This window comes from Pseudomonas sp. GW821-FHT10C09 (assembly GCF_059415465.1).
In genome coordinates this window covers 41,265-55,208 of the sequence record NZ_JBWKNG010000014.1, presented here as the reverse complement: position 1 = coordinate 55,208, position 13,944 = coordinate 41,265, and the positions used below count along the sequence as shown (strand labels likewise).

The window sequence follows — 13,944 nt, the reverse complement described above, 5'->3', positions numbered from 1 at the left end:
AGGGAATTGTGTTCGGGCAAAAAAATGCCGCTCAGTGAGCGGCATTTTTGTATCGATGGACTTACTTCGAAGCGACGGCGTTCTTCGCCAGAATCGCATTCGCCAGTTCCATGTCCGTCACTTGCAGGCCCGGGTTGTCGGCGCGGACTTTCTGCATCGCCGCTTCCAGGTAAGGGCCGCGAATCCCGCCGTCACTGGCGACGAAGCTGCTGGCATCGTCCTGGGCGGCGACGATCAGTTTGTGATCCTTGAACGTCAGGTAAGTCGAGCCGGTGGTCGCGCCTGACGAAAGGACGTTAGTCCAAAAGCTATCGGCCATCGCGGAACCGACTGGAAGGGACAGCAGCGCGACGGTGGCGAAAGCAAGTTTGAAACGCATGATGGGTGACTCCACTGGGTTAACTACACGGCCTTGGATAGCCATCCCCCCATCCAGTTCCATACACCCGCGCCTACTTTTGCTCGCTCTGCGGCGTCACGCGCAGCACCTCTTCAATCGTGGTCAAACCCGCCGCCACTTTCTGTGCGCCCGACAGCCGCAAGCTGCGCATGCCTTCCTTGAATGCCTGACGCCGGATTGCCAGCAGGTCGGTGTCCGGGTTGATCAACGCTTTGACGCCGTCCGTGAGCTGCATGATCTCGTAGACCCCGGCGCGGCCGTGATAGCCGGTGTCGCGACACTCCAGGCAGCCGATGGCGCGCTGCGCGTTGCTCGGCAGCGGGGCTTGCCAGGGTTTGGTCAGGGTTTGCCAATCATCTTCGCCCAGCGTCAGCGGCGCCTTGCAATGTGGGCACAAGGTGCGCACCAGACGCTGGGCCATGACGCCCAATACAGTGGCTTTGATCAGGTAATGCGGTACGCCGAGTTCCAGCAGGCGACTGATCGCGCTCGGCGCGTCGTTGGTGTGCAGCGTCGAGAGCACCAAGTGGCCGGTGAGCGCCGCCTGAATCGCCATCTCGGCGGTTTCGAGGTCGCGAATTTCGCCGATCATGATGATGTCCGGGTCTTGTCGCATCAGCGCGCGCACGCCGGCGGCGAAGGTCAGGTCGATGTTGTGCTGGACCTGCATCTGGTTGAACGCGGGCTCGACCATTTCAATCGGGTCTTCGATGGTGCAGAGGTTGACCTCCGGTGTCGCCAGTTTCTTCAGCGTGGTGTACAGCGTGGTGGTCTTGCCGGAACCGGTCGGCCCGGTGACCAGAATGATGCCGTTGGGCTGGCGGGTCATGTCCTGCCAGCGGCGCAGGTCTTCGGCGGAGAAGCCCAACTGATCGAAATCCTTGAGCAGCACTTCCGGGTCGAAAATCCGCATGACCATTTTTTCGCCAAATGCCGTTGGCAATGTCGACAGCCGCAGTTCGACTTCACCGCCGTCCGGGGTCTTGGTTTTCACCCGGCCGTCCTGGGGTTTGCGCTTCTCCGCGACGTTCATCCGCCCGAGGCTTTTCAGGCGGCTGACGATGGCCATGGTCACTTGCGGCGGGAATTGATAGACGTTGTGCAACACGCCGTCGATGCGAAAACGCACTGTGCCTTGCTCGCGCCGGGGTTCGATGTGGATATCGCTGGCGCGCTGCTGGAACGCGTACTGAAACAGCCAGTCGACGATGTTGACGATGTGCGCGTCATTGGCGTCCGGCTCCTGGTCGCTGGCGCCGAGGTTGAGCAGTTGCTCGAAGTTGCCCAGCGTGCTGGTTTGCTGATCGGCAGTGGTCGCGCCGCTGACCGATTTGGCCAGACGGAAAAACTCGACGCTCAAGCGCTGGATGTCCACCGGGTTGGCCACGACCCGTTTGATCGGCAGCTTCAACACGTGGGTCAGGTCGGCTTCCCAGCCGCTGACGTAGGGCTGGGCGCTGGCCACCGTCACCGCGTCGCGGTCGATCGACACCGCGAGAATCTTGTGGCGCTGGGCAAAGGCGTAGGACATCAGCGGCGTGATGGCCGCTACGTTGATCTTTAGCGGATCAATGCGCAGGTAAGGCTGGCCGGCCTGCTGCGACAGCCACAGGGTCAGGCTTTCCAGGTCCAGGTGTTTGCCGGGACGGCTGAGATCGTCGAGGTGTTGGCTGGCGATGAACTCCAGCGGGTGCATCTGGCCATTGGCGGCGTGGCGGCGGCGTGCATTGAGCGCGTGCTCGGCCGAGTCCTGGCTGATGAAACCTTGGGCGACCAGTTCGCGCAGCAAATCATTGAGATCCAGCCAGCGGTCCTGAATGGCAAGTTGAACGGACATGCGGGCTCCTCATGAACAACAGTCCGCAAAGGATAGTCGCGCAGCCGTCGACCGTTGGGCCACTACCCGACGAAGCCATGTCGGGGTTTTTCAGCCTGCCGCCTGGGCCGGTTGATCCCACGCGGCCTCAGCGGTTTGCAGCTCGACCGAGCAGACGCTGATCATGTTGCGTAATTTTTCTGCAATCACTTGGGCGCGGTGCCAACTGAGACCGTCCATGACGATGTCGATCGACAGCAAATCCTCCTGGCGCTGCACGTTGACCTGTTGCGGCGTCAAGAACTGCAAGGCGAACAGATTGAGCGCCCGGCACAGCAGGTCCGGTTCGGCCTCGGCCAGCAGTTGGTAATGAACGCGGCAATGGGCGTTGTTGGCGTTCCAGACATCGACGCGGGTGGACGGGGTGTGGACGGCTTCTAGATGCGGCATGGTCGGACTCCAAATTCACTGGAGGAATTTTTACATTCGTTGCCGGGCATTTCTTATCTATGATTGGGCTTATTGGCGATTTATCGAATCGTGTAATTCAATGGCTAAGTGATTTAAGGTTTTTCTATGCAAAGCGAACTCGATGGCTACGACCGCAAGATTCTCGCGTTGCTGCAAGAGGACGCTTCGCTCTCCAGCGCACAGATCGCCGAACAGGTGGGACTGTCGCAGTCGCCGTGCTGGCGGCGGATTCAGCGGATGAAGGAAGAGGGGATCATTCGTGGGCAGGTGACGTTGCTCGACCGCAAGAAAATCGGCCTGAACACGCAGATCTTTGCCGAGATCAAACTCAATGCGCACGGGCGGTCGAACTTCACTGAGTTTACCGAGGCGATTCGCGGCTTTCCCGAGGTGCTGGAGTGTTATGTGCTGATGGGGTCGGTGGATTTTTTGCTGCGGATTGTCACGGCGGACATTGAGGCGTATGAGCGGTTTTTTTTCGAGAAGCTATCGATGGTGCCGGGGATACAGGAAGTGAACTCGATTGTGGCGTTGTCGGAGATCAAGTCGACGACGAGTTTGCCGGTCTGAAGTTTTGCGGTGAATGTGCTGGCCCCTTCGCGAGCAGGCTCGCTCCCACATTTGGAATGCATTCCATTGTGGGAGCGAGCCTGCTCGCGAAGGCGGTTTTACATACGCAGCAGCATTTTCCAGGCGCGATTCTGATACACCGCAATCGCCTGCTGCTTACGCGCATCCAGCGATTCATCGGTGATCGGTTCGTTGGCCAGTTGCGCCAGCTGTTTCAGCTCACCGTACAGGCGATCCATTTCCGGGATGTCCAGCACGCCACGGGCATGGTGCAGCCAGGCCTGGATGCGTTCGATGCGCGGCAGTTGCTCGGCCAGATCTTCCGGCTGTTGCTGATAACGCTGCAGTTGTAGGGAGGTTGCTTCTTCACCGAGCAAACGCGGCAACCAGCTACCCAGTTGCGCAGCGCCCTGACGATTACCGCGGACGTTGCGATCAGCCGCCCAGGTGCGGGCCAGCAACCAACGCGAAGTGTTCAGCGAGAACAGGCCCCAGCGCGGGTCTTCCAGTTCTTCGAGGAATTGTTCCGGTGCGGCTTTGCGCACGTCCTCGTCCTCAATACCGGCCTGCACCAGCGGACGCCAGTCTTCCAGCAACGCATCCAGCGCAAGGCGCAGGTCGTGCGTCGACTGACGTGGTGCGGCCTGGCCCAGGCTGCTGAGCAAAGCACGCAATTCAGCGAGGTTTTCAACCCAGTCCAGCAACAGGCGCCAGTGGCCGTTGAAGCGATACTGCTCGGCCAGACGCTGGCTGCTGCCCAGCAAGTGCCAGCTCAGCGCGGCGAACGCGTCGTCCAGCGGGGTTTCGGCGGTGATTTGCGGCGCCGGCAGGCTCAACGAATAGCTGTTGGCGTCGTACAGGCGATAGCCGCGCTCAGCCTTGCTGATGTCGCAAGGCATCAGGGCCAGGGTCGCGGCCAGTTCGGCGGCCAGTTCCAGCAGGGCGGCCGGCTCGCCTTCGCGCAATTCCAGTTCCAGCTCGCAGATTTCTTCTTTCTGCTTGCCGACGATCACGTGGCCCAGGTCCAGCGCGGCTTCGATGACCACTTTGGTCTTGCCACGGCCCCAGGCGATTTCAGCGCGTTCGCGAACGAAATCGGTGGTGAAGATCGGCTTCAGGGTTTTCTTGTCCAGTTCAGCCAGCTCTTCAGGCCAGCATTCGCCGTCGAGTTTCTTCACGTCGAGCTTGGCTTTGGGCAGGTTCCAGTCGTATTCGTTACGCTCGGACAGGCCGGCAACACTGTGGCCGCGGGTCTTCAGCGTCTGGATCACTTCTTCGCCATCGCGGCGCAGGCGCAGGGCAACCTTGGCACGGGCCAGGTCGCGCTCAGGCGTGTCGAAGTACTGATTCATCAACTCACGGCGTTCCCAGCCACTTTTGTTGCGTTTTTTCAGGAGCGGGTGCTCGCGCAGGGCGGCGAGGGTTTCGCGGCTGACGCGGAGCTTGATTTCGGTTTCTTTCTGCATGGCCGGAAAATCCAGGATCGGGAGCGCAGCCGGGGGAATGTGTGGCTGCCAAGGTCGTGCAGTGTACAGGACTCGCAAGTCCTACGCGCCGCGACGGTTTATTCCTGTCGCCAGATGGTTCTATGATGGACTTCAATTCGGGAGTTGGAGTCAGCGATGCCTTTGCCGTCCATGAAAGATCAGTTCGCTGCACTGATCGCTGCGCCGTCGGTCAGCTGCACCCAACCGAGCCTGGATCAGACCAATCGCCCGGTGATCGATTTGCTGGCGACGTGGCTGGGTGATCTGGGTTTTGCCTGTGATATCCAGCAGGTCAGCCCCGGCAAGTTCAACCTGCTCGCCAGTTTTGGTTCCGGCCCCGGTGGCCTGGTGCTGGCCGGCCACAGTGACACGGTGCCGTTCGATGGCGCGTTGTGGCAGACCGATCCGCTGAAGCTCACCGAGGTCGATGGTCGTTGGGTGGGCCTGGGCAGTTGCGACATGAAGGGCTTTTTCGCCCTGGCCATCGAAGCGGTGATCCCGCTGCTCGATCAGCCGTTCAAGCAACCGCTGCTGATCCTCGCTACGTGCGATGAAGAAAGCTCGATGTCCGGTGCTCGCGCCCTGGCCAAGGCCGGGCGTGCATTGGGCCGCGCGGCGGTCATCGGCGAGCCGACCGGGTTGAAGCCGATCCGCATGCACAAAGGCATCATGATGGAGCGCATCGACATTCTCGGTCAGAGCGGCCACTCCTCGGACCCACGCCTGGGCCACAGCGCTCTTGAAGCGATGCACGACGCCATCGGCGAACTGCGGGGCCTGCGCCTGTTGTGGCAGCGCGAATTCCGCAATCCGCAGTTTGGCGTGCCGACGCCGACCATGAACTTCGGCTGCATTCATGGCGGCGACAACCCTAACCGCATCTGCGGCCAATGCTCGCTGGAGTTCGACCTGCGTCCCTTGCCGGGCATGGACCCCAAGGCCTTGCGCGCGGAGATTCTGCAGCGGCTCAAACCGGTTGCCGAGCGCCATCAGGTGAAGATCGATTACGCGCCACTGTTCCCTGAGGTGCCGCCCTTCGAACAGGCCGAAGACTCGGAATTGGTACGGGTTGCGCAAAAGCTGACCGGTCATGACGCCGAAGCAGTGGCGTTCGGCACCGAAGCGCCTTATCTTCAGCAACTTGGCTGCGAGACACTGGTGCTCGGCCCGGGCGATATCGCCTGCGCCCACCAGCCGGGGGAATACCTCGAAATGTCACGTTTGCAGCCTACGGTGCATCTATTACGTCAACTGATTCAACATTACTGCCTGACACCGGCCAGTTGAGCGACATCAAAAATGTGGGAGCGAGCCTGCTCCCACAGGGTTTTGTGTTTTGGCTGACTCACCGTATAAATTGCCAGTGTCCCAACCCGTATTCATGAGGAGAGCGCGCGTGTCGCCAAGCCTGTTCCGACGATAACCATCAGCCCGCTGTGCGTTTTCAGTTTCGCCCATTTTTTGGCTGCTATTTATTACAGGCCCAGGTTCATGCCCGAATACGTTAATTGGCTTCGTCACGCTTCGCCTTACATCAATGCCCACCGCGATTGCACCTTTGTCGTCATGCTCCCCGGCGATGGTGTGGAACATCCGAATTTCGGCAATATCGTCCACGACCTGGTGCTGTTGCACAGCCTGGGCGTGCGGCTGGTGCTGGTTCACGGTTCCCGCCCGCAAATTGAAACGCGCCTGGCTGCGCGCGGCCTGACCCCGCATTACCACCACGGCATGCGCATCACCGATGCCGCGACGCTGGAGTGTGTGATCGATGCCGTCGGTCAACTGCGCATCGCCATCGAAGCGCGTCTGTCCATGGACATGGCCTCGTCGCCGATGCAGGGCTCGCGCCTGCGGGTGGCCAGCGGCAACCTGGTCACGGCGCGGCCGATCGGGGTGCTGGAAGGCGTGGATTATCACCACACCGGCGAAGTGCGCCGGGTCGACCGCAAAGGCATCAACCGCCTGCTGGACGAGCGCTCCATCGTATTGCTGTCGCCGTTGGGTTACTCGCCGACCGGTGAGATCTTCAACCTTGCCTGCGAAGACGTCGCCACTCGCGCGGCCATCGACCTGGGCGCGGACAAATTGCTGCTGTTCGGCGCCGACCTGGGCCTGATCGATGAAAACGGTCGTCTGGTGCGCGAACTGCGTCCGCAACAAGTGCCGGCGCATCTACAGCGGCTGGGCAGCAACTATCAGGCTGAATTGTTGGATGCAGCAGCTGAGGCGTGCCGCGGCGGTGTGGCGCGCAGTCATATCGTCAGCTACGCCGAAGACGGTGCCCTGCTGACCGAACTGTTCACCCGTGACGGTGGCGGTACGCTGGTGGCGCAGGAACAATTCGAAGTGGTGCGTGAAGCCGCGATTGAAGACGTCGGTGGTTTGCTGGACCTGATCAGCCCGCTGGAAGAGCAGGGGATTCTGGTGCGTCGTTCCCGCGAAGTGCTGGAGCGCGAGATCGAGCAGTTCAGCGTGGTTGAACGCGAAGGCATGATCATCGCCTGTGCGGCGTTGTATCAGATTGCCGATTCGGACGCCGGGGAGTTGGCGTGCCTGGCGGTGAACCCGGAATACCGTCATGGCGGTCGCGGTGATGAACTGCTGGAGCGCATTGAAACCCGTGCTCGGGCCCAGGGGTTGAAAACCCTGTTCGTGCTGACGACCCGCACCGCCCACTGGTTCCGCGAACGCGGGTTTGTGCCGAGCAGCGTTGAACGCCTGCCGTCGGCACGGGCTTCGCTGTACAACTATCAGCGTAATTCGAAGATCTTCGAAAAGACCTTATAACCGCAGCGCGCCCTTCGCGAGCAGGCTCGCTCCCACAGCAGATATCCAGTGAATGCAGATCCAGTGTGGGAGCGAGCCTGCTCGCGATGGGCTGCGCAGCAGCCCCTGGCAATTACTCAGCCACAAACTTCGCACTGACATACGCCGAATAATCCGGCAGCACCGTCTCTACCTTCCCTTGCTCTTTCAAGAACTTCGCCGTCTCGCCAATCGCCTTCGCCGTGCCGCCCTCCAGTAGCGCGGTGGTCTGCTGGGCCTTGGCATCCGGGAATGCAGAACCGGCCAACAACTCCGGTACATCGGCAGCATTGGCTCCGGTCAGTTTGGCGATTTTCTGTACCGGCACCGAATCGGCGGTCCAGCTGTCTTTATGCGCGGCGTAGTCGGCGAACGAGTCGAGTGTGACCTTGGCAAACTTGGCCACAACCTCTGGGTGTTTCTCTGCGTAATCCTTGCGCGCGACCCAGACCTCGAAGGTCGGCGCCCCCCACTGGCCGACCTGCGCCGCATCGGTCAACGTCTTGCCGGTCTTGCGAATTTCCCCCAGCGCCGGCGACCAGACAAATGCGCCATCAATATCCCCGCGCTTCCATGCCGCAGCAATTTCCGCCGGTTGCAGATTCACCACTTTGACTTTCGAGGCGTCCAGGCCCCAGTGCTTCAGTGCGCCGAGCAAGCTGTAGTGAGAGGTTGAAACGAACGGGGTGGCGATGGTCTTGCCGATCAGATCTTCCGGTTTATCGATGCCGCTGCCGTTGCGCACCACCAGGGCTTCCGCCGCATTGATCTGCGCCGACACGATGAACGCAACAATCGGCAAGTTGCGCGAAGCGGCCGCGGCCAAGGGACTTGAGCCGAGGTTGCCGATTTGTACGTCACCCGACGCGATGGCAGTCACCACTTCCGGGCCGCTGTTGAAGCGACGCCAGTCGATTTTCTCGCCGATGGTTTTTTCGTACAGACCGTCTGCCTGGGGGACTTTGCTGGGGTCGATGCCGGTTTGATAACCCACGGTCAGGTTGGCCGCCTGAGCGGAGAGAGAAACTAACAGCGATACACAAACTGTAACAATTGAGCCGGATAGTGCGCGTTTGGTCGTCATGACATGGCCTTTCGGTAAGGTTTTGTTTCCGAATTGCTTCAAACGCTAAACGATCTAAAAAACCGCTAATAAATACTATTTAGGAATTAGCTTATGAGCTGGGGGCTCTATTCTGGGGACAGGGAGCGACGCGGAGCGTAATTCCTAAAGGGTATGAGAAAAGAAAGAGCTAGTTCTTTTCAGGTTTATGACGAACTCATGACCTGCATGGACCAAAAAACGGGGGATTAGACCATGGTCGTAGACACACATAGTTACGATTGACTTGTGGGTCACGCTCTGGCGCTAATCGCGCATCTTAGGATTCCGAGCATCGACTTGGGGCCAGGAACACAAGAATTAGAATCGAGAGGAGCTTCACAATGAACAAGTCAAACTTGGCTTTGGCCGTGGCCGTAGGGGTTTTGGCGCAGCAGGCAGGCGCCGCTGGTTTCCTGGAAGACAGCAAGGCTTCCGTCAGTTCGCGTACTTACTATTTTGACGCCGATGCCCGTGAAGGCGCCGCGACGCCTGCTAACCGTCAGCGCGAGGCAGCTGAGGGTCTGAAGTTCGATTACCTGTCCGGTTTCACCCAAGGTACCGTAGGTTTTGGTATCGACGCCCAGGCACTGGTGGGTATCCATCTGGACGGCGGCAAGGGCCATCACCCGGACAACAACTCCTTCTCTCCTAGCGATTCCGATGGATCGGCAGAGAGTGAATGGAGTCGTCTGGCGGGCAACGTCAAGGCACGCTTCTCGAAGACCGAGGCCCACTTGGGTGGCGCTCTTCAGCCAAACATGCCGATCCTGATCGCGAACGACAGCCGAGTGCTGCCGCAGACCTTCGAAGGTGGCACCATCACCTCGAAGGAAATCGACAATGTGACCTTCAACCTGGGCCAACTGGAGCACGCAACCGGTCGCGCCTCCTCCAACAGCACTGGCCTGGCAGTGAATGGCGGTACTCAGGAAAGCAACAAATTCCGTTACGCCGGCGCTGACTGGAAGGTCACCAAAGACCTGATGCTGCAGTACTACTACGCGAACCTGGAAGACTACTACAAGCAGAACTTCCTCGGTCTGGTGCACGTTTACCCGATTGCCTCGAACCAGTCGTTCAAGACCGATCTGCGTTATTTCGACAGTAGCTCCGACGGCAAGAACGGTGATGCTGGCTATCGGTTCAACAACAACGGTGGCTACGCCAAGACCCTGGGCGAGGTTGATAACCAAACCTGGAGCGCAACCTTCACCTATACCCTGGGTGGCAGCGCATTCCTGCTCGGGCACCAGCGCGTCAGCGATGACGGCGGCTTTGTGTTCCTGAACCAGGGTAGCGTCCTCGATGGCAACGGTCGCAACGAAGGCGCCGGCGGCGCCAGCTTCTACTCGTTTACCGATGCCACAGTTGGCAGCTTTATCCGTGCCGGTGAAAACACCACGTACGGCCAGTACTCCTACGATTTCGCCTCGCTGGGCGTACCCGGCCTGAAAGCTTCGATTTCTTACCTGAGTGGTCAAGACATCAAGGCTACCAACGGTGTTGGTAAAGACCTGAGCGAGCATGAGACCGACGCACGTATCGATTACGTGATTCAAACGGGCGCACTTAAAGGGTTTGGTACAACGCTGCGTCACGGTACTTATCGTGGCGATGGCACCAGCCTTGTTGATCAGGACCAGACTCGTCTGATCTTCAACTACACCTACAGCTTCCTGTAACAAGTCGTCAGAAAAGGCCTCGCCAATTGGCGAGGCTTTTTTTTGCCTGTTTATTCCAATAAATGCTGTCGTGCGCATTTTTTATTCTTTTTGGTTTTTTTCTCCAGCACCTAAAGTAGGCCCCGCCCGGCCTTGGTCTCGACGCCGGCACTAGTTGAGCAACCCCCCGTTAGTAGAACAGGTCAAGGAATTGGCTTTCATGCCGATACCTCGGATCTGTGCTGCGCAGGCATATACCTAAATTGCATTAAAAAGTAACGCACAATTCTTTTTGGCTTTATGTAGCTGTATCCTGCACGGCCAAAACGACCGGCCTAGAAGGGCTCGGCAAAAATTGCGCGTCTTAGGATCCAGGGCATTCGACCCAGGACCAAGACCATAAGCATTAGTAATGAGGAGCGAAACAATGAACAAGTCCACCTTGGCCATCGCTGTGGCCGTTGGGGTTTTGGCGCAGCAAGCAGGCGCCGCTGGTTTTATCGAAGACAGCAAGGCAACCCTGGGGCTGCGTAATTTCTACATCAACACCGATAACCGTGACGGTACCGGTCCGAACAAAAACGAAGAGTGGGGCCAAGGCTTCGATCTGCGTTTCATCTCCGGTTACACCCAAGGCACCGTCGGCTTCGGTATCGATGCGATCGGCCTATTGGGCGTCAAGCTGGATTCGGGCGGCGGCACCAACGGCGCTACTGCTACCTCTTACGGTGGCACTGTGTTCCCGAGCAAGTCCAACGGCGAAGCGGTTGATGACTTCTCCAGCCTGGGCCTGACCGCCAAGGCCAAGGTTTCCCAGACTGAACTGAAACTGGGCACCCTGCAGCCGAAAAACCCGGTCATCGTGACCAACGATGGTCGTCTGCTGCCGCAAACCTGGCAGGGTGGCCAGATCACTTCCGCCGAGATCAAGGACCTGTCGCTGGTCGGTGGTCAGATCGAAGCCGTTAAAGGCCGTAACTCCAGCAACAACGAGCAGATGTCCATTTCGGGCGCGAACTCTCGTGGAACCAAGTTCCGCGACAGCAACAAGTTCATCTACGCCGGTGGTGACTACAAAATCACCAAGGACCTGACGGCCCAGTACTACTACGGCAACCTGGAAGAGTTCTACAAGCAACACTTCCTGGGTCTGGTTCACAACTGGGCAATCGGCCCGGGCGTGTTGAAGTCGGATTTCCGTTACTTCAACAGCTCTGACGATGGTGCCAACGGTCACGACCCGCTGTACTACACCACTGGCAACTACAACGCGCCAAACGGTAAAGGCAAGGTCGACAACAACCTGTACAGCGGCCTGTTCCTGTATACGGTTGCCGGTCATACCTTCGGTGGCGGTTACCAGGTCAGCAACGGCAGCAGCGACTTCCCTTGGCTGAACCAGGGTGATGGTTCGTCGAACTACACCATCACCGATTCGCAAATCCAGAAGTTTGGCCGTGCCGGCGAGAAAACCTGGCAAGCACGCTACTCGTTCGACTTTGCCAAGGTTGGTGTACCAGGCCTGACCGCCGGTATGGTTTACCTGCGCGGTGACAACATCGACACCGTCAACGGTGCAGGTAAAGAGTTGGCCAATGGCGCTTCCGAGTGGGAACGCGACTTGAGCGTTGCCTACGTCCTTCAGGACGGCCCGCTGAAGAACCTTGGTGTTGCCTGGAAAAATGCTATGTGGCGCACCGACCTGCCGGGCACTCGCTCCCAGGACGAAAACCGCCTGATCCTCAGCTACTCGATCCCGCTGTTGTAATAGCGCTCGGGTAACCGAGACAAAAAAAGCCCCGCCCGGCATCTCGCCGGGCGGGGCTTTTGCGTTTCGAGGCGGGGTCACCCCCGTAAACCCGCCTCGAAATTCCCCTCTTTTGCAGCACTCAAGGCCTTCTCGAACCTTGGGGGCGATGTTGGGCGCCTCGCCTGTTCACGTCCAGTGAACAGATCTTTAATATTTCTTTATGATCTAAATAAATCGATATTTATTCTTTTTAATTATTCGTGGATGCAGGCAAAGTCGAGCTCAACAAGCACTCACCAGGAGCAGCACCATGAGCCTCAGACTTGGCGATATCGCCCCCGACTTTGAACAGGATTCCAGCGCCGGCACCCTCCGTTTCCACGAATGGCTGGGCGATAGCTGGGGCGTGCTGTTTTCCCATCCGGCGGACTTCACCCCTGTGTGCACCACCGAACTGGGGTTCACCGCCCGGCTCAAGGACGAATTTGCCCAGCGCGGGGTCAAGGCCATCGCCCTGTCGGTTGACCCGGTGGACTCGCATCACCGGTGGATCGAGGACATCAACGAGACCCAGAACACCCTCGTCAACTTCCCGATCCTCGCAGATGCCGACCGCAAGGTGTCGGACCTGTACGACCTGATCCATCCCAACGCCAACGACACCCTGACCGTGCGCTCGCTGTTCGTGATCGACCCGAAGAAAAAGATTCGGCTGACCATCACGTACCCGGCGAGTACCGGTCGCAACTTCCACGAAATCCTGCGAGTGATTGATTCACTGCAACTGACCGATAACTACAAGGTGGCGACCCCGGCCAACTGGCAGGACGGTGATGAAGTGGTGATCGTGCCGTCGCTCAAGGATGAAGATGAAATCAGGCAGCGTTTTCCCAAGGGTTATCGCGCGGTAAAACCGTATTTGCGTTTGACGCCGCAGCCGAACAGGTAACCATTTTCAGCGCGGCTTGAATCCTCTTCGCGAGCAGGCTCGCTCCCACATTGGATCGCGATTTACCTGTGGGAGCGAGCCTGCTCGCGAAGGCGGTGTGATAAGCGCTACCGAATGCAGATTCATACAGCAGGGGATTTCAGGCCGTTTCGACGGCCTTTTTTTGTGCCTGGAAATCGCTGATTTGCATATCTCCATAACGCATAACCAAATGAATAAATATGATTTATGGATATAAAAAACACCTGTTAAGGTCACTCCCATCACAGCGAGATCGCAAACCGCGAATCGCCAACACCGTTCAAGGAATCCTCTGAATGCTGGTTGTCTCACTCGGTGGCAGTCCCAGCCAACGCTCCCGATCCGGGGTGCTGCTGGAACGCTCCCAGCGCTGGTTGCAGGAGCAAGGGGTGGAAGTGGTGAGTTACCAGATTCGGGATTTCCCGGCGGAAGACTTGCTGCACGCACGCTTTGACAGCCCCAAGGTCATCGACCTGCTGCAACAGATTGAAAACGCCGACGGCTTGCTGATCGCCACGCCGGTTTACAAAGCGTCGTTCTCGGGCGCACTGAAAACCGTGCTGGACCTGCTTCCCGAGCGCGCCCTGGCCCACAAGGTCGTATTGCCGATGGCTACCGGCGGCAGCATCGCCCACATGCTGGCGGTGGATTACGCGCTCAAGCCCGTGCTGTCGGCGCTGAAAGCCCAGGAAATGCTTCACGGAATTTTTGCTGTAGACAGCCAGATCGCTTACGGCGAAGGCAGCGCCCAGGCGCAATTGGCGCCGGAGCTGGAGCAACGATTGAGTGAGTCGCTGGAACTGTTTTTCAGCGCCATGGCGAGGCGGCCAAAGCCGCTCGATCCGAATCTGTTGAATGAACGTTTATTGAGTGCTCGCTGGAGCATTTGAGCCTCACCCGAAATTG

General features: G+C 58.8%; 12 protein-coding genes. 7 read left to right on the top strand and 5 right to left on the bottom strand.

All coding sequences use genetic code 11. The annotated features are described in order from the left end of the window. Positions 1 to 61: 61 nt before the first annotated feature. The 3 genes from AC07N8_RS16085 to AC07N8_RS16075 form a co-directional block, all read right to left on the bottom strand. Positions 62 to 379 (bottom strand): DUF2388 domain-containing protein, encoded by a 318-nt coding sequence (locus tag AC07N8_RS16085; protein ID WP_493144529.1) that lies wholly within the window; start codon positions 377 to 379, stop codon positions 62 to 64. Positions 380 to 452: 73 nt separating this feature from the next. Then, a complete protein-coding gene (gene tfpB / locus AC07N8_RS16080; protein WP_483843795.1) occupies positions 453 to 2,237 on the bottom strand; it encodes a type IV pilus assembly ATPase TfpB in 1,785 nt (594 codons plus the stop codon). A gap of 90 nt (positions 2,238 to 2,327) precedes the next feature. Beyond that, entirely contained in the window at positions 2,328 to 2,666 is a 339-nt protein-coding gene (locus AC07N8_RS16075) for an ACT-like domain-containing protein (protein ID WP_493144527.1), read from the bottom strand. A gap of 126 nt (positions 2,667 to 2,792) precedes the next feature. On the opposite strand from AC07N8_RS16075, the gene AC07N8_RS16070 reads away from it, so the two are divergent. Next, on the top strand, positions 2,793 to 3,257 hold the full coding sequence (locus AC07N8_RS16070) for an Lrp/AsnC family transcriptional regulator (RefSeq protein WP_027926471.1): 465 nt from the start codon (positions 2,793 to 2,795) through the stop codon (positions 3,255 to 3,257). A gap of 98 nt (positions 3,258 to 3,355) precedes the next feature. Here the strand turns inward: AC07N8_RS16070 and AC07N8_RS16065 are convergent, their stop codons facing one another. Continuing rightward, positions 3,356 to 4,723 carry a CYTH domain-containing protein gene (locus AC07N8_RS16065; protein ID WP_059181989.1) on the bottom strand — a complete coding sequence of 456 codons (1,368 nt, stop codon included), beginning with the start codon at positions 4,721 to 4,723 and terminating at the stop codon, positions 3,356 to 3,358. 156 nt (positions 4,724 to 4,879) lie between these two features. On the opposite strand from AC07N8_RS16065, the gene argE reads away from it, so the two are divergent. Next, positions 4,880 to 6,031 carry an acetylornithine deacetylase gene (gene argE / locus AC07N8_RS16060; protein ID WP_483843797.1) on the top strand — a complete coding sequence of 384 codons (1,152 nt, stop codon included), beginning with the start codon at positions 4,880 to 4,882 and terminating at the stop codon, positions 6,029 to 6,031. Positions 6,032 to 6,235: 204 nt separating this feature from the next. Beyond that, the gene (gene argA, locus AC07N8_RS16055; protein ID WP_008026003.1) at positions 6,236 to 7,534 is read left to right on the top strand and encodes an amino-acid N-acetyltransferase; all 1,299 of its coding nucleotides are present in this window, start codon (positions 6,236 to 6,238) and stop codon (positions 7,532 to 7,534) included. Positions 7,535 to 7,646: 112 nt separating this feature from the next. On the opposite strand, the gene tauA is transcribed toward argA, so the two are convergent. Beyond that, complete coding sequence (tauA, locus tag AC07N8_RS16050; protein WP_483843798.1) at positions 7,647 to 8,636, bottom strand: taurine ABC transporter substrate-binding protein; 990 nt, start codon at positions 8,634 to 8,636, stop codon at positions 7,647 to 7,649. Positions 8,637 to 8,998: 362 nt separating this feature from the next. On the opposite strand from tauA, the gene AC07N8_RS16045 reads away from it, so the two are divergent. The 4 genes from AC07N8_RS16045 to ssuE all read left to right on the top strand — a co-directional run bounded on the left by AC07N8_RS16045 (position 8,999) and on the right by ssuE (position 13,928). Next, positions 8,999 to 10,339, top strand: a complete 1,341-nt coding sequence (locus AC07N8_RS16045) for an OprD family outer membrane porin (protein WP_483843799.1) — start codon at positions 8,999 to 9,001, stop codon at positions 10,337 to 10,339. Between the two features lie 406 nt (positions 10,340 to 10,745). After that, positions 10,746 to 12,086, top strand: a complete 1,341-nt coding sequence (locus AC07N8_RS16040; RefSeq protein ID WP_483843800.1) for an OprD family porin — start codon at positions 10,746 to 10,748, stop codon at positions 12,084 to 12,086. Positions 12,087 to 12,378: 292 nt separating this feature from the next. After that, a complete protein-coding gene (locus tag AC07N8_RS16035; protein WP_483843801.1) occupies positions 12,379 to 13,017 on the top strand; it encodes a peroxiredoxin in 639 nt (212 codons plus the stop codon). 317 nt (positions 13,018 to 13,334) lie between these two features. Then, positions 13,335 to 13,928: an NADPH-dependent FMN reductase gene (gene ssuE / locus AC07N8_RS16030; RefSeq protein ID WP_483843322.1), complete on the top strand. Its 594-nt coding sequence runs from the start codon at positions 13,335 to 13,337 to the stop codon at positions 13,926 to 13,928. Positions 13,929 to 13,944 lie beyond the last annotated feature (16 nt).

What these genes read in the sequence shown, in the direction of transcription:
- AC07N8_RS16085 (WP_493144529.1), bottom strand. Translation starts at nt 379, where the DNA reads ATGCGTTTCAAACTTGCTTTCGCCACCGTCGCGCTGCTGTCCCTTCCA.
- tfpB (WP_483843795.1), bottom strand. Translation starts at nt 2,237, where the DNA reads ATGTCCGTTCAACTTGCCATTCAGGACCGCTGGCTGGATCTCAATGAT.
- AC07N8_RS16075 (WP_493144527.1), bottom strand. Translation starts at nt 2,666, where the DNA reads ATGCCGCATCTAGAAGCCGTCCACACCCCGTCCACCCGCGTCGATGTC.
- AC07N8_RS16070 (WP_027926471.1), top strand. Translation starts at nt 2,793, where the DNA reads ATGCAAAGCGAACTCGATGGCTACGACCGCAAGATTCTCGCGTTGCTG.
- AC07N8_RS16065 (WP_059181989.1), bottom strand. Translation starts at nt 4,723, where the DNA reads ATGCAGAAAGAAACCGAAATCAAGCTCCGCGTCAGCCGCGAAACCCTC.
- argE (WP_483843797.1), top strand. Translation starts at nt 4,880, where the DNA reads ATGCCTTTGCCGTCCATGAAAGATCAGTTCGCTGCACTGATCGCTGCG.
- argA (WP_008026003.1), top strand. Translation starts at nt 6,236, where the DNA reads ATGCCCGAATACGTTAATTGGCTTCGTCACGCTTCGCCTTACATCAAT.
- tauA (WP_483843798.1), bottom strand. Translation starts at nt 8,636, where the DNA reads ATGACGACCAAACGCGCACTATCCGGCTCAATTGTTACAGTTTGTGTA.
- AC07N8_RS16045 (WP_483843799.1), top strand. Translation starts at nt 8,999, where the DNA reads ATGAACAAGTCAAACTTGGCTTTGGCCGTGGCCGTAGGGGTTTTGGCG.
- AC07N8_RS16040 (WP_483843800.1), top strand. Translation starts at nt 10,746, where the DNA reads ATGAACAAGTCCACCTTGGCCATCGCTGTGGCCGTTGGGGTTTTGGCG.
- AC07N8_RS16035 (WP_483843801.1), top strand. Translation starts at nt 12,379, where the DNA reads ATGAGCCTCAGACTTGGCGATATCGCCCCCGACTTTGAACAGGATTCC.
- ssuE (WP_483843322.1), top strand. Translation starts at nt 13,335, where the DNA reads ATGCTGGTTGTCTCACTCGGTGGCAGTCCCAGCCAACGCTCCCGATCC.